General features: G+C 34.3%; 28 protein-coding genes. 8 read left to right on the top strand and 20 right to left on the bottom strand.

What is annotated here, in order from left to right:
- Window positions 1-139: 139 nt before the first annotated feature.
- Entirely contained in the window at window positions 140-346 is a 207-nt protein-coding gene (locus ACTWQB_RS04895) for a CDGSH iron-sulfur domain-containing protein (protein WP_443138064.1), read from the bottom strand.
- Window positions 347-513: 167 nt separating this feature from the next.
- Between ACTWQB_RS04895 and ACTWQB_RS04900 the strand changes: the two genes are divergently transcribed.
- From ACTWQB_RS04900 to ACTWQB_RS04915, 4 genes are all read left to right on the top strand, one after another.
- Window positions 514-915, top strand: coding sequence for a potassium channel family protein (locus ACTWQB_RS04900; protein ID WP_443138065.1), 402 nt, complete (start codon window positions 514-516; stop codon window positions 913-915).
- Between the two features lie 6 nt (window positions 916-921).
- The gene (locus ACTWQB_RS04905) at window positions 922-1,362 is read left to right on the top strand and encodes a TrkA-related ion transporter (RefSeq protein ID WP_443138066.1); all 441 of its coding nucleotides are present in this window, start codon (window positions 922-924) and stop codon (window positions 1,360-1,362) included.
- On the top strand, window positions 1,359-1,730 hold the full coding sequence (locus ACTWQB_RS04910) for a superoxide dismutase (protein ID WP_443138067.1): 372 nt from the start codon (window positions 1,359-1,361) through the stop codon (window positions 1,728-1,730). Before ACTWQB_RS04905 ends, ACTWQB_RS04910 begins: the two co-directional genes overlap by 4 nt.
- A gap of 94 nt (window positions 1,731-1,824) precedes the next feature.
- Entirely contained in the window at window positions 1,825-2,763 is a 939-nt protein-coding gene (locus tag ACTWQB_RS04915) for a glycerophosphodiester phosphodiesterase (RefSeq protein WP_443138068.1), read from the top strand.
- Window positions 2,764-2,819: 56 nt separating this feature from the next.
- Here ACTWQB_RS04915 and ACTWQB_RS04920 read toward each other — a convergent pair whose 3' ends face one another.
- The 3 genes from ACTWQB_RS04920 to ACTWQB_RS04930 all read right to left on the bottom strand — a co-directional run bounded on the left by ACTWQB_RS04920 (window position 2,820) and on the right by ACTWQB_RS04930 (window position 6,793).
- A complete protein-coding gene (locus ACTWQB_RS04920) occupies window positions 2,820-4,271 on the bottom strand; it encodes an alkaline phosphatase family protein (protein WP_443138069.1) in 1,452 nt (483 codons plus the stop codon).
- A gap of 119 nt (window positions 4,272-4,390) precedes the next feature.
- Complete coding sequence (locus ACTWQB_RS04925; RefSeq protein WP_443138070.1) at window positions 4,391-6,433, bottom strand: penicillin-binding transpeptidase domain-containing protein; 2,043 nt, start codon at window positions 6,431-6,433, stop codon at window positions 4,391-4,393.
- A gap of 33 nt (window positions 6,434-6,466) precedes the next feature.
- Complete coding sequence (locus ACTWQB_RS04930; protein ID WP_443138071.1) at window positions 6,467-6,793, bottom strand: SCP2 sterol-binding domain-containing protein; 327 nt, start codon at window positions 6,791-6,793, stop codon at window positions 6,467-6,469.
- A gap of 106 nt (window positions 6,794-6,899) precedes the next feature.
- On the opposite strand from ACTWQB_RS04930, the gene ACTWQB_RS04935 reads away from it, so the two are divergent.
- Together ACTWQB_RS04935 and msrA (ACTWQB_RS04940) are read left to right on the top strand one after the other, a co-directional pair.
- The gene (locus ACTWQB_RS04935; protein WP_443138072.1) at window positions 6,900-7,046 is read left to right on the top strand and encodes a lmo0937 family membrane protein; all 147 of its coding nucleotides are present in this window, start codon (window positions 6,900-6,902) and stop codon (window positions 7,044-7,046) included.
- An 89-nt stretch (window positions 7,047-7,135) separates the two neighbouring features.
- Window positions 7,136-7,663, top strand: coding sequence for a peptide-methionine (S)-S-oxide reductase MsrA (gene msrA, locus ACTWQB_RS04940; protein ID WP_443138073.1), 528 nt, complete (start codon window positions 7,136-7,138; stop codon window positions 7,661-7,663).
- 40 nt (window positions 7,664-7,703) lie between these two features.
- Here the strand turns inward: msrA (ACTWQB_RS04940) and ACTWQB_RS04945 are convergent, their stop codons facing one another.
- From ACTWQB_RS04945 to ACTWQB_RS04960, 4 genes are all read right to left on the bottom strand, one after another.
- On the bottom strand, window positions 7,704-9,683 hold the full coding sequence (locus tag ACTWQB_RS04945; protein WP_443138074.1) for a S9 family peptidase: 1,980 nt from the start codon (window positions 9,681-9,683) through the stop codon (window positions 7,704-7,706).
- A gap of 72 nt (window positions 9,684-9,755) precedes the next feature.
- The gene (locus ACTWQB_RS04950; RefSeq protein WP_443138075.1) at window positions 9,756-13,304 is read right to left on the bottom strand and encodes a dynamin family protein; all 3,549 of its coding nucleotides are present in this window, start codon (window positions 13,302-13,304) and stop codon (window positions 9,756-9,758) included.
- Complete coding sequence (locus ACTWQB_RS04955; protein ID WP_443138076.1) at window positions 13,301-14,371, bottom strand: GGDEF domain-containing protein; 1,071 nt, start codon at window positions 14,369-14,371, stop codon at window positions 13,301-13,303. The genes ACTWQB_RS04950 and ACTWQB_RS04955 overlap by 4 nt, the downstream gene beginning before the upstream one ends.
- Before the next feature lie 120 nt (window positions 14,372-14,491).
- Window positions 14,492-14,728 carry an indolepyruvate ferredoxin oxidoreductase subunit alpha gene (locus ACTWQB_RS04960; protein WP_054754620.1) on the bottom strand — a complete coding sequence of 79 codons (237 nt, stop codon included), beginning with the start codon at window positions 14,726-14,728 and terminating at the stop codon, window positions 14,492-14,494.
- A gap of 159 nt (window positions 14,729-14,887) precedes the next feature.
- Here ACTWQB_RS04960 and ACTWQB_RS04965 point away from each other — a divergent pair, with 159 nt between their 5' ends.
- Complete coding sequence (locus tag ACTWQB_RS04965; RefSeq protein WP_443138077.1) at window positions 14,888-16,075, top strand: M14 family zinc carboxypeptidase; 1,188 nt, start codon at window positions 14,888-14,890, stop codon at window positions 16,073-16,075.
- A gap of 167 nt (window positions 16,076-16,242) precedes the next feature.
- Here ACTWQB_RS04965 and ACTWQB_RS04970 read toward each other — a convergent pair whose 3' ends face one another.
- The 7 genes from ACTWQB_RS04970 to ACTWQB_RS05000 all read right to left on the bottom strand — a co-directional run bounded on the left by ACTWQB_RS04970 (window position 16,243) and on the right by ACTWQB_RS05000 (window position 20,029).
- On the bottom strand, window positions 16,243-16,389 hold the full coding sequence (locus ACTWQB_RS04970) for a hypothetical protein (RefSeq protein ID WP_443138078.1): 147 nt from the start codon (window positions 16,387-16,389) through the stop codon (window positions 16,243-16,245).
- Between the two features lie 72 nt (window positions 16,390-16,461).
- Window positions 16,462-17,055: an alpha/beta hydrolase gene (locus ACTWQB_RS04975; RefSeq protein WP_443138079.1), complete on the bottom strand. Its 594-nt coding sequence runs from the start codon at window positions 17,053-17,055 to the stop codon at window positions 16,462-16,464.
- A gap of 103 nt (window positions 17,056-17,158) precedes the next feature.
- Complete coding sequence (locus ACTWQB_RS04980) at window positions 17,159-17,362, bottom strand: DUF6501 family protein (RefSeq protein WP_443138080.1); 204 nt, start codon at window positions 17,360-17,362, stop codon at window positions 17,159-17,161.
- A 16-nt stretch (window positions 17,363-17,378) separates the two neighbouring features.
- Window positions 17,379-18,329, bottom strand: coding sequence for a peptide-methionine (S)-S-oxide reductase MsrA (gene msrA / locus ACTWQB_RS04985; RefSeq protein ID WP_443138081.1), 951 nt, complete (start codon window positions 18,327-18,329; stop codon window positions 17,379-17,381).
- A gap of 10 nt (window positions 18,330-18,339) precedes the next feature.
- On the bottom strand, window positions 18,340-18,975 hold the full coding sequence (gene vrrA, locus ACTWQB_RS04990; protein ID WP_443138082.1) for a VrrA/YqfQ family protein: 636 nt from the start codon (window positions 18,973-18,975) through the stop codon (window positions 18,340-18,342).
- A gap of 74 nt (window positions 18,976-19,049) precedes the next feature.
- Window positions 19,050-19,712 carry a uracil-DNA glycosylase gene (locus tag ACTWQB_RS04995; RefSeq protein WP_443138083.1) on the bottom strand — a complete coding sequence of 221 codons (663 nt, stop codon included), beginning with the start codon at window positions 19,710-19,712 and terminating at the stop codon, window positions 19,050-19,052.
- Window positions 19,713-19,780: 68 nt separating this feature from the next.
- Entirely contained in the window at window positions 19,781-20,029 is a 249-nt protein-coding gene (locus ACTWQB_RS05000) for a DUF2584 family protein (protein WP_443138084.1), read from the bottom strand.
- A 173-nt stretch (window positions 20,030-20,202) separates the two neighbouring features.
- Here ACTWQB_RS05000 and ACTWQB_RS05005 point away from each other — a divergent pair, with 173 nt between their 5' ends.
- Entirely contained in the window at window positions 20,203-20,286 is an 84-nt protein-coding gene (locus tag ACTWQB_RS05005; RefSeq protein ID WP_443138186.1) for a YjcZ family sporulation protein, read from the top strand.
- A gap of 83 nt (window positions 20,287-20,369) precedes the next feature.
- On the opposite strand, the gene ACTWQB_RS05010 is transcribed toward ACTWQB_RS05005, so the two are convergent.
- From ACTWQB_RS05010 to ACTWQB_RS05030, 5 genes are all read right to left on the bottom strand, one after another.
- Window positions 20,370-20,588, bottom strand: a complete 219-nt coding sequence (locus ACTWQB_RS05010) for a YozE family protein (protein ID WP_443138085.1) — start codon at window positions 20,586-20,588, stop codon at window positions 20,370-20,372.
- 12 nt (window positions 20,589-20,600) lie between these two features.
- Complete coding sequence (tatC, locus tag ACTWQB_RS05015; RefSeq protein ID WP_443138086.1) at window positions 20,601-21,356, bottom strand: twin-arginine translocase subunit TatC; 756 nt, start codon at window positions 21,354-21,356, stop codon at window positions 20,601-20,603.
- 55 nt (window positions 21,357-21,411) lie between these two features.
- On the bottom strand, window positions 21,412-21,627 hold the full coding sequence (gene tatA, locus ACTWQB_RS05020) for a twin-arginine translocase TatA/TatE family subunit (RefSeq protein WP_443138087.1): 216 nt from the start codon (window positions 21,625-21,627) through the stop codon (window positions 21,412-21,414).
- 24 nt (window positions 21,628-21,651) lie between these two features.
- A complete protein-coding gene (gene tatA, locus ACTWQB_RS05025; protein ID WP_443138088.1) occupies window positions 21,652-21,831 on the bottom strand; it encodes a twin-arginine translocase TatA/TatE family subunit in 180 nt (59 codons plus the stop codon).
- Window positions 21,832-21,928: 97 nt separating this feature from the next.
- On the bottom strand, window positions 21,929-22,414 hold the full coding sequence (locus tag ACTWQB_RS05030; RefSeq protein ID WP_443138089.1) for a dihydrofolate reductase: 486 nt from the start codon (window positions 22,412-22,414) through the stop codon (window positions 21,929-21,931).
- Between the last annotated feature and the right edge of the window lies 1 nt (window position 22,415).

Here is a 22,415-nt window from a genome sequence, read left to right on the forward strand (position 1 = left end):
TTTGTATTTTTATCAGATACAGTATAATGCATAAAAACTTTAATACGCAATGAAACTCGTAAGTTGTAACATTTTTTTAAATAATTATGTAATTTTTAACTAATTCAGAACATAAAAAAAGAGCCCCTTATTTAGGCTCTTAGTCGTTAGCACGAGTAACCGATTCGAATTCGATTTGTTTATGCGAACCATCACAAAATGGTTTGTTTTTTGATGCACCGCAACGACATAATGAGAATGCTGGCTTTGTCTCGTATTTATTGCCTTCTGCATCTAACAGTTCCACATCACCTTTAACTAAAATAGACCCATTGTCACGCACTTGAATAATTGGCTTATCACTCATGTATAACTCCCCCTCTATTATTTTTTATGTATATCTTATCATGATGTGAAATGGAATTCTATAAGGCGAAAAATAAAGTCTTAAAATTTATTAAGTAATATGAAGGGTGTGCATCAGAAAGTCTTAAATGTATAATATAGATAAAGTTTATAAAAGGGATGTAGGATATGTTTTTTGAACTCATTAAGAAACGAATTAAGAATATCGACAACAAATTGCTCTATTTATTGTTACTATTGATTTTCATCATTATGTCTTCCATCATCATACGGTGGATCGAGCCTGAGACGTTTGATTCTTACTTCACTGCTTTATGGTGGATTATGACAACTATCACAACGGTTGGTTTTGGAGACATTTCTCCTGTGACAATTGGTGGTCAATTGTACGCCATGACAGCTGTATACATTGTAGGCATTGGTTTAATGGGGGGTGTCATAGGTTTTATTGTAGACGGGATTCAAGAGTATCGTCGTAAGAAGGAGGAAGGAAAATTGCCTTATAAAGAAAAAGATCATTACATAATAATAAATTATACGAAACGTTCTAAAGAAACGATTGAAGAATAATTAAATATGCAGGATGAGCGAGAAATCGTCCTAATTGATGAGTCTATTGAGAAAAATCCGATTAGACATGAACGTGTTCATTATATTTCCGGAAATCCAGCACAAGCTCAAACGTTACATCAAGCAAATATAAAAGATTCTTTTGCGGTATTAATCTTTGCATCAGACGATGTGAAGAATTATTCCTTAGCTGATGGACAAACATTACTGATTACAACTACGATTGAAGGCCTAGGTAATGACGAAAACTTTGATGTTTACACAATTGCGGAAATCTTATATGATCAGCACATTTCAGCATTCAAACATTCTAAAGTTGATGAATTTATAACACCTTATCAAACAAGTGCTCATCTAATTGCGAAAAGCGCTACATTTAAAGGTGCTAGTGATTGGCTTTTAACGGAGCAGGTCACTATTTACACACGATTTTTTGGAATATCATGAGCCCGGATGGTGGTGGCAAACCTAGAGGTGACTTATTAAGAGCCATTAATCAATCTTTTGGTAGTTATGATCAATTTAAGAAGCAATACTCTGAAGCTGCTAAGAATGTTGAAGGTGTTGGGTGGGCTATTCTAGTTTATTCTCCTCGATCTCATCGACTAGAAATTTTGCAAGCAGAAAAGCACCAAAACTTAAGTCAGTGGGATGCCATCCCGTTATTAGCACTTGATGTCTGGGAGCATGCCTATTACTTACAATACGACAACGATCGGGGCAAATATGTAGATGAATGGTGGAATATTGTCAATTGGGATGAAGTTTCAAAGAGATATGGTGAAGCTAAAAAAGTTAAATGGAAAGCATTCTAGTTAACATAATATAATTATAGTTTATAAAGTTTGATTATCCCCTCTATCTTTCTTTTGATATAATAAATGAAGAGAAAGACTAGGGGGATTTATTTTGAAAAAGAAAAAGAAAAACAAACCAACTAGAGAACAATTAATTAGAAGAGCATCTATGACATTAGGCATTTTAGGTGCAATCTATGTCACTCTAAACCTTATTCCATTTCATTCAATAGACGTGAAACCTTTTTATGACCAAGAAAAGCCTCTTGTGATCGCTCACCAAGGTGGAGAACATTTAGCTCCATCTAGCACAATACCAGCTTTTGAAAATGCGGTCGGTCTTGGTGCCGATGTTTTAGAAACGGATATACATATTTCAAAGGATGGTCACCTCATTGCGATTCATGACCCAACTGTAGACCGCACAACAGATGGGACAGGTTATGTAAATGAATTAAATCTGGAAGAATTGAAAACACTTGACGCAGGCTATTACTGGGTTAATGATGATGGGGGTCATCCATTTAGAGATCAAGGTATTGAGCTTGTTACGATAGAAGAATTATTTGAAGCTTTTCCTAATCAGCGTTTTCTTATTGAAATAAAAGACACAAACCCATACGAGCGAATGGACGACATCTCAGAGCGACTTAGTAAGTTAATTGAAGAGCATAAAATGGAACAACAAGTAACGGTGGCTTCGTTCGATCATGACATTATTGAGACTTTTCAGCAATATGCTAGTGACGAGGTAGCTGTATCAGCAGGTGAACAGGAAGTTAGAAACTTTGTTATGACTCACAAGTTCTTTTTAAAAAACCTCTACTTCCCTTCTGTTGATTCGATGCAATTGCCAATAGAAGCGAGCGGTTACGATCTCACCACACCTGATATTTTAGGTGGCGCTGAACAAATGGGGCTACGAATCCACTATTGGACAATTAATGACCCAGAAACTATGGAGTCATTAATAAGGCGTGGTGCTGATGGAATTGTAACTGATCGCCCAGATTTACTAGTTAGTATATTAGAAGAATTAGGTTATGAATAATATATAGAACGCGTTGTTCAGAAGAGTTATTCTAGCTCGCGTTCTTTCTTTTTATGTCAAATTTTATTATTAATCAAAGTTAAAATAAATTCCTTCATGTCCACTAATCTTGCATATGTTGGAACTTCTCTTGTACCAGTAATCACGAGTGGTATTGAAGAGTCTTGTTTATGCAATGAACCATGGCATGCTCCACCAATATGTATTGGTGTTTTCTTTGCTAAAAACTCACAACCTGGTTTAGCATTAATCACGATGAATCGACCTTTATGAGAGTTTAAAGCTCCATATAATCTTGCAAGTGCATCTGGATAATCATTGTAATAAATGTAATTCTCTTCAACGTTTATATTCAAAATGTTATAGTTACCTTTAATATCCCATTTAGCGTTGTACTCATCTTTGAACATTTCACCTGGTTTAAACGACATTTCTCCATGATGTTGACCAGATATTACTTTAATGCCCTCGTCTTCTTTCCAAGCAATGATATCAATTCGTGAGTCATCTTTTAATGTGTCGGCAACTTGATTATAATCTAGATTTTCGTCTAACAAATAAATGTAAGCCATTCTTTGATTTACCGCGAGCACTAATTGATCTTTATCTTGTACAGGCTTATTAATTTGATGAATTCGATATTTTGATAATAAATGATTTAAATTGATTTCAACGTCTTTAAAGTTCCAACTTGTCGTTGATTGCCCATTATCTCCCATGATGAGCCATATACATTTCTCTATTGCTTCCTGCCAACTACCGTATAAGTTAAGTGTTTTTTGTATTTCTTTATCAATGTTTTTAATCCCATTAAAATCAAATGGTCCCAAGTTATGAACTCGAGCATCCATATCTTGAAATATACAAAACGTAAAATCAGGTAGCAGATTGTTTTTTATTAAAAACCTTAACTCACGGCCCGCAAACTTTCGGTTTCCACCAATTAAAAATGGTGCAAAAGTTGTTTTTCGTAAGCTTTTAAATGCACCGATAGACAAATAATCAGGCGCAAGGGTAGTAAGTTGATCTCCTATATTCGTAAACAGTCTTAGTAATTTGGGAACAGTCAGTATTGTTCTTTTTGGTCCTCTATAAACAAAAGAATTAATAGCCGCGCTCTTCTTCTCTACCTTTTGAATTTCTTCAAAAAGTGTAGCAGTGTTTGAATTCAAATCAATGTTATTTAAACGGTTAAACATGTTTAAAACCGATCGACTAAATCCCACTGCTATTGTCTCGCGTAAACCAGTTCCATAATTAATTAACCGCTGACTTTCTACATCAAACCAATTTAATGCAGGCACTTGATGTTCATCAGCATATGTTCCTGTTAATAACGTGCTATCAATGGTAACTGACATAGTAGGAAATGAGCTTACAACTTCTGGTAGAAACCTACCTTGCTCCAATAAAAATTTTAATGCAGGAGCTTTACCACTTTGAATGGATTGTATTAAAGGTTCTGACATTAGGCTATCAATATTTAATAAGATAATTGGTTTCGACATGGACATCCTCCAAAACAAAATAAGATATACTTAACTTTTCCTGAAACCATCATTATTAAGCATAAAAAAAGACGCCACATAAAGTAGCGTCATAGTAAGTTAACATAATATAATTATCGTTATCTGTTTTGGTATATTTGTTTTGCAAGATCTACGACAAATCCACTTCCACCTTTATCTTCTACACCTTCAACCATGATTGCTAAAATGAATTCCGGGTTTTGCTGATCATATGATACAAATAACCCGTTCTCTGAGCCTTCTTCATCACGAGTAGCTTTAAGTTCAGCTGTGCCAGTTTTCCCAGCAATTTCATGTCCAGAAATATTAATACTATTGGCTGTACCTTCTGTCACAACTTTACGTAGTAACTCTTGTATTAATTGTGCATCTTCAGGACTTGCCATGTCTTCAATCCAAGCTGTTGATGATTCCTCTGATTTTAACAATGGTTTCATCACAGTCCCATCGTTAACAATTCCCCCGTATAAAGAAGCCAAATGAACAATATTCATTAGCATTTGACCTTGGCCATAACCGCTATCAGCCAATTGAATTTCTGATTCAAAATCACCACTATTTGAAATTTGAGAATCAACAATAGGGTATTCAAAAGGCATTTCTTCCCCAAAACCTACATGAGTTAACCCTTCTTTAAATGATTGTGCCCCCATATCTGTTGCCATCATCGCGAAATAAATATTGTCAGAGTTAACCATTGCACTCTCCAGGTCAACGGCTTGATCTTGGTCATATACCCGTGTAACAGAGTAATTTCCCCAAGAATCATCTTTACTCCAACTTTTTCCAACAATCTCTTTTGTTTCAGTAGGATTTAAATCTCCATGAGATAATCCAACGGTAGCACTAATTGGCTTAATGCTAGAACCCGGTGAAAAGGTCGTTGAGAAACGATTTAGTGTCGGGTTACGATCATCATCTGTTAAAGCTTCATATTCAGACTGCTTAAAACCAAGAACATAATTGTTCGGGTCAAACGAAGGATAACTAATTAGACTAGTAACTTCGCCGGTTTTTGGATTAATAGTTACTGCAGTACCTGCTTCGTCTTTTAATGTATCATAAATCTGCTGCTGTAAATTCATGTCGATGGTTAATTCAATAGTTTGACCATTAACAGGGTCTTTTTTTGCAATTGTTTGGGTTGATGAATTAGGTTTTACGATATATAATTCAACACCATTCTCACCACGTAACTCTTCTTCATATAGTTGTTCAAGACCACGCTTACCTATTACGTCTTGTGCAGTATATCCTTTATCTTCGTGTTCTTCTAACTCTTCAGCTGTAATAGAACCTATATACCCTGTTAAATGCGCTGCTGCTTCACCATAATTATATACACGATCCATAGTGTAATCTGAAGTAACCCCTTCAATTGCAATGGCTCTTGTCATTAAACCTTCATCATCTAAGCTTAGTTTCTTAATAGGAACTAACTGATTAGGTTGTACCCAACTTTGATTTAGCTTATCATTTATGAAGTCTTCGGACACATCCAAAATATTGGCTAATTTGGATATATTACCCTCATCAAAGTCCTGTGGAACAATACCAACTTCATAAACTTCGCCTTCAGTGGCTAAGTAATTTCCATTCCGATCGACAATGTCGCCACGGTTCGCAGGAATTGTTGAATAGCGAACTTCATCACCTTTTTCAAGTTTTGGTAATATGAATGAAGGATCCCAATTAACGTACCATGGACTCTCCGGATCTAGTTCTCGTTCACTCTCACCTGCATATTCTTCTTCTACAAACTTTTCCAGGTGAAGGTCTTTCTTATACTCAATTTCTCCAGCAAGTGTTTGGAACGAAATCTTTATTGGAATATCTATATTTCTTAATGTTTTTAGATCCTCTTGGGTTAATTCCTCTTGTTCCTCTACAATCTCAATTGAGAGGTCTTGCACATTTAATACGTCATAAAGGTGTTTGTATCTTTCAACGTAATCCTCTTCACTAAACTCAGCCGTGGCTCGTTGAAGTAATAATTCATCGTACATCGTTTGAAAATCTTGTTCATGCCATAATTCTAAATATTGGTTAGCAGTGTTATATGGATTAGTATACTCTGGCTCATCTTCAGAGCAGGCAGCTAACACTATTGTTAAACTTAATAATAGTATAATTTTTTTCAACCTTCACACTCCTTTTGTGTTTGCTTAAGAAGTTTATTGATAATATGTAAGGATTTTTTGAAGTTTTAAAGCTTTCGTTAGATCCCCGTCAGCCTTAATTTTCCCCATCATAAAAGCAGTTGTGGCGTTTAAATTACCATCTAGTAATTTTTCAAAGTTTTTTGCATCCATCTTCATGGAACATGTTGGAGAATCCAGTTGTTCATTAAATAGTTCAACGTGATCTCCTTTAAAATCTACACTCCAAGTTTCTTCTAAATCCGTTATGTTAAATACAAATGTAGATGTCATTCCATCGAAGTGTTCTGGTTCATTATTCATTTTTTCCTTTAGTTCGGATAATTTTCCTTCTAGCGACACATTTAACTCCCCCTTTGACTTAATTATACCAAAAATTTGAAAGCTTCGTTTAATAATTTAGCCATTGGGGAATAGATAAAATTAACACAGCATAAGGAGTGATAATATGCTTTGGACAATCATTTGGATCATTTTAGGTATTTGGTTAATTGGGTTATTATTAGATTTTGCAGGTGGATTAATTCATATTCTATTGATTATCGCTGGAATTATCTTTATTTATCAACTTGTTACGGGTAAGCGAAGTCTTTAGAGCAAGAGCTTTAGATTATTCTAAAGCTCTTTTCTTTTTCTATATAGTTTAGACTGATATAATATCTTTCATAAGTGAGGTGAAGAAAGATGACAAATCAACTAGAAAAAGCAACATTTGCAGGTGGGTGTTTCTGGTGTATGGTTAAACCGTTTGATCAATGGGATGGCGTACACTCCGTTTTATCAGGCTACACAGGTGGTCATGTCAATGACCCTACATACGAACAAGTTAAAAGTGGAGAAACTGGACATTATGAAGCCGTTCAAATTACATATGATCCAGAAATTATTTCTTATCAAACAATCATAGATTTATACTGGCCACAAATTGATCCAACAGATCCTGATGGACAATTTCATGATCGTGGTCCTCAATATCGTACAGCTATCTTTTATCATAATGATCATCAAAGAGAACTAGCTGAAGCATCTAAAAAGGAAATCGAAAAAAGTGGTAAGTTTTCAGACCCTATTGTCACAAAGATTTTGCCAGCTGACACTTTTTATCCAGCTGAAAAAGAACACCAAGATTTTTATAAAAAAAATCCAGAAGAATATCAAGAGGACCGTCAAAAATCAGGTCGAGATGAATTTATTCAACAACATTGGGAATAAACAAGAGCCATGCTCCAAATCAGCATGGCTCTTGTTGTATTTAGTTCAAGTATTCATCAAACCAACCTACAATATGATTTAATCGTTCAATTCTAAGGTTTGGTTTACCTGTACGAGATAAATTATGATCCGATTCAGGGAACCTTACAAACTCAGTTTCATTTCCCTGATGTTTTAAAGCAATGTATAGCTGTTCTGCCTGTTCCATAGGGCAGCGGAAATCACGCTCATTATGAATGATTTTTAACGGTGTTTTCATATTTTCTACATATGCTATTGGCGAATGCTTCCATAGTTTTTCTACATTCCCAAGATCCGCTTGAATTTGCCATTCGTTAAAGTAATAACCAATATCACTGACTCCTCTAAAACTAATCCAGTTGGAAATACTTCTTTGCGTTACGGCTGCTTTAAAGCGATCTGTATGACCGATAATCCAGTTTGTCATGAACCCACCATAGCTTCCACCCGTGACGCCTAGGCGACTTTCATCAATCCAAGTATAATTCTCTAACACGTAATCGACACCATTCATAATATCCTGATAGTCACCATTTCCATAATCACCACGAACAGCATCAACAAATTTTTGGCTATAACTGTGGCTACCACGAGGGTTTACATACAGTACTGCATACCCTTTTGCAGCTAAATATTGCATTTCATGGAAAAATGTATTCGCATAGAAAGCATGAGGTCCGCCATGAATGTTAACAACCATAGGATAGGTTTCGCCTTCTATATATTCAGCAGGCTTCATAAACCATCCATGAACAGTCCAATCATCTTTACTAGAATAAGAGATTTGTTTTGGTTCAACCACTACAACTTCGTCTAAAAATTCTTGATTAACATTCGTAAGTTGCTTTAATTCACCAGAGGGTATATCAAGTAAATAAATATCACTTGGATTTGTATTAGTGCTGATTGATAATATTGCTTTTTGTTGGTCTGGTAATAAGTTGAACCCAGTTACATGTATATCCTCTTTTAACGCTGGATATAGCTCACCATCAACATTACCATAGTATAAAATGACACTACCTTGGTCTGAGACTGCAAAATAAAAATCACGATCAGATGCCCATTGAACTTCTTGTAGATAGGTTTGTTGTTGAGTGTCTGCAACGACATAATCCCCAACTGGTGCATCTAACTCTGTCGTTAGCGGTGATACAATGCCCGAATCTAAATCATAATGATAGATTTCTGCATGTGTCGCATTATAATATTTCCTTCCCATATGGACAAACAATAGTTGTTTACCATTTGGAGATGTCGTAAAGCTTGCCGAATAACCTTCTTCTGTTGGTATTTCTCGTTCTTCGTCTTTTTCTAAATCATATATATAAACATTATGATTAAAATTGAAGTCTTGGTTAACGTCTTCATCTGTTGAGTAAATGATCGATGAGTCATTTAACCAACCTTGAAATATATAATTCTGCTTACCTTTTTTTATGGTTTTAACTTCTTCATTTTCAAGGTTTAAACACTTTAATTGCTGGTACTTCTCCTCTAAAACGCCAGCACCATCAGCTTTATACTTCATCCGATTGATTACTGTAGGCTCAGGCAACTTATCTTTCTTCTTCTCATCCTTCTCTTCCTCGTTCTTTTCATTTACGTTATATCCCGTTTGATATACAACTCTTTTACCCTCAGGTGAGAATTCTGCGCTTGAAACGCCTTCTTTTTCGTCTGTAACCTGTTTAGCTTCCCCACCTTTAGTTGATAGAACAAACACTTGATTTTTCTCATTTCGATTAGATAGGAAAAGAATTTGATCACCACTTTGTGACCATCTTGGTTGAGATACCATGTGTTTACCATACGTCCATTGTGTGACTTCGTTTGTATCTAAATCTAGATGAAATAAGTTTGAAACATATTTATTTTCTTCCTCATCTAAGTTTGTTTTGACAAATACAGCTTCACTATTATTAGGAGATATTCTTGGGTCTGAAACTGAGTCAATTTGATACAAATCATCCGCTTTTAATACTCTTTTTGTTGTCATAGGATCCCCCTCAAAAATAATTCAATTTAATAGAATTATAGCGAAAACAACTGTATTTGTCGAATTTTCAAACTATTGAATCTCATTTAACAATTCCTTAAACGTGTTTATATAATCTTCATTATGATAAATTAAGCGTTTATTTTCTACTAATTCTTGTTGTTGTTCTTTGTAATCTTGAACAATAGATTCTTTTGTCTTTCTAAATTGTTCTGTATAATGCGCTTTTAATTCTTGGTTGAGTGTATCAATATTTGTCTTTAATGACGTATCCATGTACATTTTAATTTTTTCAAATAAGTCTTTCACTTTTTGTTGCTCGAAAAATTCTTTTTTATTTTTGTACATACTCATTAATTCACTTAACTGAGGTTCTGTTAATAGCACACTGATTCCTGGTTGTTTCATATTAGAGAATGAATTTTCTTTTATTAATAGTTTAGTTAATTGTGTATTTTCTTCAATAAATTGATTAAACTGCTTTGCCCATTGTTCAAGAACTACAGTTAACTCTCGATCTAAAATTAAGTGAGTCGTTTCAAATTCCTTAGCCCATTGCTCAGAAATAAAGACTTGTAATTTTTTAAGAGCTATTTTAAGTTGTTCTTTACCCTGTTTACCATTCGAATTAATTGTCACAGGATTAATGGATTCTTTCATTAAATCGTTTAATTGAATCATAAGACGTTGATGTAAATAATGAGTCAATTCATCAATTTCCTGAGTTACTTCATTAACATATGTTGAATTAGTATGGTTGTTAGCCCAATCAATTACATGTGTGATTTGCTGTATGAATTGGTTTAATTGTTCTTCTTGTTTTTCTGAATTAGATGATGCCTCTTCTACAGTAGATGATAAATATCTTTCCAACCTTTTTAGTTCTAAATCTAGTTGATTGGCCATAATTTCTTTTGCTTCAAGGTCTATAAACTGATTAAACCGATTGAAGAATGGTTGCTCATCCATGGATTCTTTTCCATCAAGTAACGCTTTACTTGATAATGGATAGATAGATGGATTACTAATTCCATATTGCATTAATTGATTTTTTAAATAATCCTTAACTAGTGTTAGTTCATTCTCATCTTTTGCCAAGTCAGCCGCATTCAGGATAAAGAACATCTTATCTAACGCAAATGTATCTTTCACACGACCTAATTGTATTAAAAATTCACGATCAGCTCTTGAGAAAGCATGGTTGTAATAGTTCACATAGATAATTGCATCGGAATTTTTAACGTAATGGAATGAAGTATTCGTGTGTCTAGAGTGTATAGAATCTGCCCCTGGTGTATCAACAAGTGTGATTCCTTTACGTGTTAGCTCACAATCAAAGTAAATTGTCATTTCTTTAACAAAACATGAAATAGATTCAACAGTAACATATTTAGAGAAGTCATTAATTGTAATAGATATTTGTTTGCCAAGATTAACTCGAGATTGTTCATACCCATCTAAGAATGCGTTTATAAACGACGATTCAGTTTTATTTAATTGTTGATTTAATAGTTTTTGATTCTTGTATAAAAACTTTACTAAATCAGTTAAATCTTTAAATGTTTGACTTGTGTATGGTTCTACAATCATAAACAGTTGGTGTAACAACTCGTCTGCTGTTTTGAACTTAACTCGTACTTCTCCATGAGGATGTTCCTCTGATATAGGTGCAATTTTATTAATAGCAGCTGTTGTTGGGTTTGGTGAAGCTGGTAGCACTGACTCTCCTAGCCAAGCATTAGCAAATGATGATTTACCTGCACTAAATGCACCAAATAATGCAATGGTTAATTCTGTATTCTCGAGTTGATCTAATTGATTTGTTAAAGTTCTCTCAAAAGGCTTAAGAGGTTTTAGTTCTTTTAATTGGTTTCTAATTCTTGAACCTTTTTCTTTAAGCTTTTCAACATCTATAAAAGAAGCTTGTTCATGAGTGATTTCTTGTAAGTCAGTTGCTTCTGTCTCTAACTCTTCATCGATTAGATCATTTATATCAATTAATCTTATATCTTCATTTCTAAGAACAGCTTGACTAATTTGCTCATTTGTATCTGTTTTAACAAATACTTGTTCCTTTAACATTTGAGTTAAGTGAGCATGCTTCTCTTCCATTTCATGAACGTCATTGAACTCATCTAACTCTTTTTCATAGTCTTCAATTTGCTCATCGATCATATCAATTCGTTTTTGTTGTTGATGAGTTATTACTTGTACTAGCTCGTTCATAATTGGGGTTGCTTCTTGTTTTACAAACTGAGAAAGGTCTTTATGCAATTGATCCGTATAAACGAGAACAGAATTCGCATTTACTTCTGCCGATGGATTTACTGATTTATTTAATACTTCTTCTGTTACATCTACATCAAAGTTCTGGATTTTTTCTACTAATTCAGCATTTTCAACTTGTTTATCACTTAACATATTCATAAGTAGATGACGAATATGCCATACCATTTCAGTTTTCACTCGATCTTGCACATCATTAAGAAATGCATTAAGTCGGGATTGACGTTCCTCTTCCGTCTTCTTCTTAGCGAATAACTTACCCACTTTAAACTTTGGTTGCAATGACTCTAGGTAAGACTTCGCTAACTCTCTAGTATCAAAAGACATAATATAGGCGTTTTGAAACAGCTCGTTCATCGCTTGGTTTAGCTTTGCCCTGAATTGTTCAAGGTCTTGCTGAATGATTTCTTTTTCTTCAAACAAACGTTTGATTGAATTTCTCTTCTCATTAACTAAATCAATGTCAAAGTCTTCTAGTCGCAATTCATGTGATACCCATTTTTGAATTAAATTTGATAATTCAAACGTTAACTTATCTTGAATTAATGTATCCTTATTCTCAATGAGTTGCTTAATATACGTTTGTAGTTCATTAAATTGATTTAGAGGATGTTCACGGTCTAATAATGATGTGTAAAAGATCTCTTTTGGTTTAATTCCCCAGGATCGACAACTATTCTTCAATGATTGCTTAAACGAGTCGAATTGGAGTTCCTTTTCATTATGTTTATCAACCTGATTAACAACCATAATGAAAGGAATGTCATTATCTTCTAATTCCTTTAAGAATTTGAAGTTCACTTCTGATTGTACGTGGTTATAATCCATGACATAAACGAAGTAGTCAATCAAATAAGTGTTTGATAACGTTCGTTTAAATTCTTCATCGTCAGACGAATCTATTCCTGGAGTATCCATTAGCGTAATATTATTTTTTAATAATTCAATTGGCTTTTGAATGGTAATGGTTTGAACTTCTTCCCCATTTCGTGCTAATTGTTTTACATGATTCAGATTTACCTCAGACTCTGTGGCTTGTCTTTTACCTGGAAGGTTGTAAATTGTTGCTTCTTCCTCACTATACTGTACCTCAACAATGTTTGCGCTTGTAGGAATCGGACTTGAAGGTAAAATATCATTTTCTAATAACGCATTAATTAAAGTCGATTTACCAGCAGAAAAGTGCCCAGTAAATCCTACAGTTAATTGTTCGCTTTGCCATTTCTTATATAATTTCAATAATTTGTCTTCTAAATTTTGATATGGTTTCTTATTAAACTTTTCCCATAAAACATCAAAATGATATGATTCTGACGTTAGTTCTTTTGTAATCATCTTGACTCCCCTATATGCTCAAAAGATTCTTGAAACATTACTTGATTTTTTCCATTTGATTTTGCTAAATAAAGATAATCATCTGCACGCTTTAACAAAGCATCTTTATCGTCTTGTTCATCAGAGAAGGCTACTCCATAACTAATCGTAATATTTTCACCTTTCAGTTCAGGCACTAAGTTAATGCCATGCTGGAATAATTTATTCCAATCATTAATTTGTTGTTCAATCGATCGCTTCTGGCGATCGAATAAAATAATGGCAAACTCTTCCCCACCGTATCGAAACGAATAACTTTCTCTACGATCTAGTTGATGTTGAATTGTATTACCAAACGCAGACAATACTTGGTCTCCCACAGTATGTCCATAAGTATCATTAATCTGTTTGAAATTATCTATATCAGCCATAATTAATGCGAAATCTTTTTGGCTTTCTGTTATTTTCGTTAAAGTATTTTGGAAAGATCGGTGATTATACAATCCTGTTACATAATCTTTAACCGATTGATCTTGGAATGTAACCTTCTCTTTATAGTACTTTCGTTCTCTAAGTGCAAGAATCCCCGCAAATAATCCAATAATGACAAAGAACGAAACATTAAATCCGTATGTCCATAATAAATTAGATGTTATCTCTGTTGCTTGATAAAACCCAATGGTAGTATAACCAATTAAAGAAGACACTAACGCTAAGGTTAACCCTTTAGTTCTCCAATAAATCGTTGCATGCATGAGGAACAAATATACTACTGGTACAAACCAGCTATTTATGCCACCAGACAAGGCGATTAACCAAAAGATTACAACAAAGTCCATTACAATTCCTAAGCGCAAAATGAATTGTTGTAATCGTTCTCTTTTAGAAGCAAAAAATAAGGCAAATTGAGTGATTAACATATAAGATAAAGCAGTGATAAATAAATAATCAAATGTTTCAAACGTTAAATCCAATTGATTTCTGATAGGTTCGTAATAAAATAAACCACCACATACTAATAAAAAAACCCATCTAATAGCTGAGAATAAATGCTCTGTTTGAATATCTGTCAAATATAGTCGTTTCATATTAATGGCACCCCATAATTTATTTCATTAATAAAACCCGCCATCTGGCGAGCTAAGAAGTAAAAAGGCTTAAAAGTGAAAAAAGGCTGAATAAATATCCAGCCTTCTTACCATGATTATTTATTCTTGGAAAAATTTACGGTTAATCTCAATATATTCACGTTCTTCTTCAGGAAGCTCATCTTCATGGTAAATAGCTTCCACTGGGCAAACCGCTTCACATGCTCCACAATCAATACAAATATCTGGATCTATATAGAACATGTCCTTGCCTTCTTCAATACAATCAACCGGGCAGACTTCAACACATTCTGCTGCTTTTTCATCTTTACACGGCGATGTGATAATAAATGCCAAAGTAACCACTCCTTTATTTTTCTCTAAAACTATCTTAACACATTGTATATAAGAAACCAGGTCTGTGCAATGCATTCTAATAAAATTATAAGCACTTTTTTGTGAATGTGCAAATATACATATAATAGTGTTCATTTAAATACTTAAGGAGGATTTCACATGGATTTAGTCATTCAGCCTGGAATGACCTATTATCGTATTGCTAACACATTTAAGATTCCTCTCTCTCAACTAATCAATGCTAATCCTTATACGAATCCCAATATGTTAAGGATTGGCCAAGTCATTAACATTCCATATTACCAAACTCAACCATATTCTATACAAAATGGAGATACTCTCTGGAAAATAAGTCAAGAAAACCAGATTCCTATGGAACAAATACTTGCAGCTAATCCTGTTGATCCATATCAATTAAGAATTGGTGATTCAATAACTTTACCAGTTAGAATTCGTGAAGACATATTAGAATTCAATCAACCCTATACATCGGATCAATTAGAAGAAGATTTATTTACTTTAGTAAATCTTTTTCCGTTTATTACACTTAGAGAAATTGGTAGGTCTGTCATGAATAAACCAATATATGAAGTCTCAATAGGAGAAGGTGACAAACATGTTCATATAAACGGTTCTTTTCATGCAAATGAATCCATTACATCTTCTGTCATCATGCGCTTTCTACATGATTACTTATTATCCCTCTCATCAAATGAGCCTATTCGTGGAGTCGATATGAATACATTTTACAATCAAATAACATTGTCACTTGTACCAATGGTTAACCCAGATGGTGTAGATTTACTCAATGAAGGTCTACCTAATGAAGAGGAATTTCGTGATTTAGTTCTATCCATCAATAATCAAAGTACGAACTTTAATAACTGGAAAGCTAATATTAGAGGAGTCGACTTAAATAACCAATTTCCTGCAAACTGGCAAATAGAAAGTAATCGTAAACGCCAACAACCTTCACCTAGAGACTATCCTGGTCCTTCTCCGTTATCAGAACCAGAAGCAATTGCTTTAGCAAATTTAGTTGAAGAGAAAGATTTCGATCGAGTGTTAGCACTTCATACTCAAGGTAAAGTGATTTATTGGGGATATGAAGGATTCGAGCCGTCTGAAGCACAGTCAATTGTTAATGAATATGGGCGTGTCAGTGGTTATGTACCGATTAGATACGTGGACAGTCACGCAGGATTTAAAGACTGGTTTATTCAAGATTATAGAAGGCCAGGTTACACTGTTGAACTAGGTAGAGGAACCAATCCATTACCTTTTAGACAATTTGAAGAAATTTATGAGAAAACACTTGGAATCTTTTTAGTTAATTTGAATATTTAACCTCAGGGTCTATAATACAACTTTAAAATAAGTGAAGCCGAATAAAAGGTTTCTTCACCTTGAATTTCGGCTTCTTAATTATTAGCTACGTCTAAATGCTTCGCTTTCCGCAGGCACGGTTTCAACTTCCCCAAACTCACTTCCGTTCGGAGTTTAAGGCTGTTCGGCTAAATACGCAACATCCATGTTGCAACGCCGAACTGACCCATATCCTGTGGCCCCTCAGCTCGTGCTGTTCTGCGACGACCTGGACGGTCTAGTGTCGGCGTTGGCCATAGGACGTGGCCGTTTTTAGCCGACCAGGAGTCTTGCATATTGACTACGCTAATAACAATAAAAACTTCTTCTCAAATCAACTATTCCTTCTATAATAAGCTAAAGGACCTCTAATTTTCATACCAATCTTTGGCTGCTTCAACTTCATCACGAGTCAATTGGTGGCCGAGGTTAGTCCAATACAATTCAACATTTACACCCGCACCTTCTAACATAGCTCTAAGTTCTTCAGCCTCTGATGCTGGACATATTGGGTCGTTTTTACCCGCTCCAATAAAGACTTTAACACCAGTATGTTGAGGTAATTCAATGCCTCGACGAGGAACCATCGGATGAAATAACATAGCCCCTTTCAGACTGTCTTGGTAATGGTATAATAAACTCCCAGCGATATTAGCCCCATTTGAATAACCAACTGCATAAACTTGGTTAATATCAAAATTGTGTTCTTCACTCTTTTCTTTTAAGAAATTATATAATTCATCAGTACGTTTAATGAGATCATCTTCATCAAACACACCTTCAGCTACTCTTCTAAAATAACGATTCATTCCATTTTCATTAACGTTGCCTCGAACACTTAATACATTTGCTTCTGGATCAATCATATCTGATAAAGGTAATAAATCCTCTTCATTACCACCTGTACCATGTAAAAGTAACAATGTACGATCGTTATTTCCTTCTTTAAAAATATATTTCATAAGAACCTCCAAATTATCTTGAATTTAAAATAAATTATAAATAATATGGTCAATAGAGTCAAAGAAGCAGCTTCCAACAACTTGTTGAAAACTGCTTCATTTATTATAATTCCTCAAAATAACTTTTTAAAAATCCACCCATTTTACCCGTCTCATCAACAACAAAATAAAACTCTTCTGTTTCGTTCTTTACGTCATACACCTTTCCTGTCTTTAAAACATTCTCAACAGTAAACTTTTTTGCATTCGTATTTGTACACTTTATTTGTTTTATTGTTTCGTTATCATACCAAGTTTTATGAATCATTATTTCACCTCAAATTTTAATCTTTAAATAGCACTTTGTATTTTCCGTATCCTTCTTCTTCTAAACGTTCAACAGGAATAAATTTTAATGCTGCTGAGTTTATACAATATCTCATTCCACCCTCTTCAATCGGCCCATCATCAAAAACATGGCCTAAATGTGAGTCAGCGTAATTACTTCGAACTTCAATTCTTCTCATCCCATGTGAAGTATCCAAGTTTTCTTCGAGTTGTGCAATGGGCTTTGTAAAGCTTGGCCAACCACACCCTGCATCATATTTGTCTTTAGAAGAGAATAAAGGCTCACCACTTACAACATCGACATAAATTCCTTCTTCTTCATGATCCCAATATTCATTTTGAAATGGAGGTTCAGTCGCGTCTTCTTGTGTAACTTTATATTGGATATCTGTTAATTGTTTACGAAGTTTTTCGCGATCGTTCTTTTTCCAGTTATCATCGATAAATGCTTTACGCCCTGAACCTTTTTTGTATAAATTGTAATGAAGCGCATTCTTCTTATAATAATCTTGATGGTATTCTTCAGCTGGATAGAACGTTGATGCTTCTCGAATTTCTACCACAATTGGATTACTGAACATACCACTCTCTTCTAATGTCTTTTTGGATTGCTCTGCTAATTGCTTTTGGTAGTCATTATGGTAGAAAATAACAGGTTTATACGACTCTCCACGATCATTAAATTGTCCTTTGTCATCAGTAGGGTCAATTTGTTGCCAATAAACCTCTAGTAGTTGTTCATAAGGAAAGACATCAGGGTTAAATGTGATTTGTACAGCTTCAATATGGCCTGTTGTCTCTGAACAAACTTCCTCGTAAGTAGGATTTTCTGTATGGCCGCCAGTATAGCCAGATATGATCTTCTCAATACCTGGCCTACGATCAAAGGGCTCTACCATACACCAGAAACAGCCTCCTGCGAATGTTGCTTTTTCTAATTGGGTCATCTTATCACCTCTAAATGTACAGTTTCGGTCTTGGTATTTCACCCCGTTTTGAACGAGATGTTTTTTCCGTTTTCGCTCGTTGTTGATCTACTTGATGTTTGTATTCACTATCATTTTTATCGGCCATCTTTTGTTGACTTACTGATTCCCGTCGTCTTGAACGAGCATACCTTCGTGACCTCGGTTGTTCTAATTCTTCATGATGTTTATGATCTCTAGATTCAGATTCCTCATGAGTGTCGTGCCCGCTTCCGCTTTCAGAATCTATTTCATGATGATGAGACTCTTCGTGTTCCTCACCTTCATTTTCCATCATTATTTTAACCATATCAACCAACATAGGTAAATTTTTAACAAAGGGACCGTATTGCTTTATATAAGGAGATACTTGTTGAATAATTCCTAACCCTTTTTGCACATGATTCAACGTTTCATATAATTGTGCATATTTGGGTGCCATACCTGGTCCAGACATGAATGGTACTTGCGGCAAACGACCGTACGGATTGTGTCCCTTACCGATTAATTTGTGAAATAACTGATTTAAACCTCTACTTTGTGGCATTGGTTGATGAAAAGGTTGTTGTTGATAATAAGGGTACTGGTGCCAATGATGTTGTGGAGATTGAAACTCAAATGGATCCATCGCCTATTCCTCCTTTATATTCTCCTATATACTACGAAATAGACGAGTATCTCGATTAGGCAAATGTCACATTTTTATAGACACCAGTTAATCTTTGTTTGATTATGATTTAATAAATATGTATTTATAGTTGAAAAAGGGCGACTCCCGAAAAATCCTCTATAGGCAGATAGCGGACTTGGGTGAGGCGAATTTAAAACAAGGTGTTTCTCTTTATTTATCACTTTCCCTTTCCTTTGAGCATGATTACCCCATAATACAAATACAATATTAGTCTTCTGTTCATTTAATAGATTAATTATTCGATCCGTTAATACTTCCCATCCAATTTGTTTATGTGAATGAGCTTCTTTTTCTCTTACGGTTAATACAGTATTTAATAATAAAACTCCTTGTTTTGCCCAAGCGGTTAGATCACCATGATTAGGTTCGTTACAACCTATATCATTTACTAATTCTTGATAAATATTTTTTAATGATGGTGGTAGTTTTTGTCCTTTATTGACAGAAAAGCTCAACCCATTAGCTTGTCCTGACCCATGGTATGGGTCTTGACCTAAAATTACCACTTTCGTTTCACTGAAGGGCGTTAAATTTAAGGCTCTAAAAATTTGGTTTATAGGTGGATATACAGAACTGCTCGAGTATTCATTATTTACAGTATTGAAAAGCTCTAAAACATAAGGCTGATGAAGTTCACTTTGTAGAATTCCCTTCCAATCGGACGTTATTTCCAAGCTGAACCCTCCTTCCACATTTCCCGGGAAAGCGCAGTATAATGCTTATTTCGACATAACTTTCTCCATTAGTTGACAGAATGTAAGGATAATAGCTGATATCGACAAATTGTTTGTTGATTTTCAAAAACTAATTTCACTATTTTGGCGACGCCTTTTTGGTTTGAGCCTGGTTTACGTACTACTTCTACTGTTTCATCAATTGGAAACAACTTGTAGCCATCAAAACGTATTTCGAATAAATCTGAGTCCTCTTGAACACGAGTCTCCTCACCATTAGTGATGAGTCTCCATTCCATCGTTAAAGGTGTTGGCATCTTAATCACCTCAATGTTATATATTTAATCATATTATATCATGTGACAAGCCTATAAGTGGATTAATAACTATTAAAAATGGTGTGTGATTAACACAAGAACAAGTCTCTGCCCATACAAATTTCTACACATATGCATATTTTACAAGTGAATCGACTAAGGGGGAATGAAAAATGGGTCAAAGTTATCATGGAGGCTTTACTTTAATCGTCGTATTGTTCATTCTTTTAATTATTGTAGGTAGCGCATACTGCTAAATAATTGATTATGAAGAAGAATAGATGACATTAAATCTAATGCCCTACTATTAAGTGATTAATAGTAGGGCATTTAATATTCTTTAATACTTTTCTTTATATTCTTCCCACACTTCATCGAAGGTTGATAAAGCTTCTGTAAATGGTGGGTTAAATTCTAAGTAATAACTTATTTCCTCATAGTCAGTTGAGTGCTTAGGAAAATCATGATCCTTAAACATCCAATCAGCAAGTGCTTTTTTAGGGTCTGATTTATCTTTAACTCCTCTATAAGTCATCATGTAATGATAAAACGACTTCACTGAAACACCACCTTAAGATTCTTCAAGTTTCTTCAATTTCTTAATACGTCGCTTATGGACAATTGAAGACATGAGTATTGCAATTTCATAAAGTATAATTAATGGAGCTGCTACTAATAACTGTAGTATGAAATCAGGTGGTGATAACATCGTTCCTAATATAACTAGAATTAAATAAGCATATTTTCTTGTCTTTCTCATAAATGATGGATCAAGAATGCCTAAACTAGTTAAGAACATAGCAATTAATGGCACTTCAAAGAATAATGCAAAGGGTAATGTGATTTGCATAATAAATTTAAAATAATTGGCTGCCGTAAACATCTCATTAACTAAGCCATCACCAAGGTCTAATAAGAATTGTAGAATGATATCTTTAATGACGAAATATCCAAATAATAGACCTAAGATAAACAAAATAAATAAAGCTGGCACATACATTAAGCTAACCTTACGTTCATGTGATGTTAGGCCGGGTCTAATGAACAACCATAATTGAAACGCAAAGAATGGTAACGTTACAATTATCCCAGTAACAGTAGCGATTATAATGTATATCCAAATAATCTCAAATGGGCTCAAAACGTTTAGAGTAAAATCAACGTCACGTTCCATAAAGCGATAAATTTCTTCAACAAAGACAAACCCAGCACCAAATGAAATACCGAAAACAATTAGAGTATAAATTAATCGCTTCCTTAACTCACCTAAATGCTCCGTCCAGTTCATTACTTCTTGTTCTTGATTGGTTTGTTGTTGTTCTTCCATTAATTTCATCCTTTAATTTCTTCATAAAATAAGATGTAAGGATTCCCCTTACACCTTATGAGTTCTTTGAATCATCTTTATCTGAGAGTTTTTCTTGTTTTTGTTCTTTATTTGAATCATCAGACATTAAATCACTAGTAGCTTTTTTGAACTCTTTTAATGATGACCCAAACGCTCGTCCTATCTCAGGTAACTTAGCGGGACCAAATACGATTAATAGTACGATGACAATTAGAATGAGACCTGGTATGCCTATGTTCATAGGATTCATTTAATCACCCCATTTATAGAAAGGTTATTGATGGTCAATTGTCTTATTTGACGATTGATCATCATCGGCTAGACCTTTCGTAGATTGCTTAAATTCTTTAAGTGTTTTACCTAATGCCTCACCGAGTTCAGGCAATTTTTTAGGACCAAATATAATTAATAGAATTAATATGATTAGTATTAATCCCGGTATACCTACACTCATTTTAACACCTTCCGTTGATTATTTAACAACTCTATTGTCGCTGATTTGACCTTAATTTGCAAACTATTTATGCGACTGTAATAAAACGTTCAATATTTTAATTACGTTTACGTTTATAAATTAAAAATGTGTGATCATGTACATTACGTTCATCTGTTTTTCCCGGTGTTTGCTCTATCAGTTCCCATTTTGTTAAATCAATATTAGGAAAATAAGTATCCCCTTCAAATGTATCATGTATACGAGTAATATAAAGACGGTCAGCTCTCGGAAGTGCTATATTAAATAACTCCGCCCCTCCTATTAGAAAAACTTCATCTTCTTGAAGATAAGATTCTAGTTCTTTCATCGAATGCACAACGACACATCCATCTGCTTGATAAGTTTTGTCCCTTGTTAAAATGATATTTTTACGATTTGGTAAAGGTCGACCAATGGATTCGAACGTTTTTCTACCCATTATAATGTTATGGCCAGACGTTACCTCTTTAAAATACTTTAAGTCATTTGGTAAATACCATGGTAAATCGTTATCTTTTCCGATTACACCATTTTCATCCATAGCGACAATAAACGATAGCATA

The organism is Piscibacillus sp. B03 (genome assembly GCF_052246295.1).
Lineage (GTDB): Bacteria > Bacillota > Bacilli > Bacillales > Alkalibacillaceae > Piscibacillus.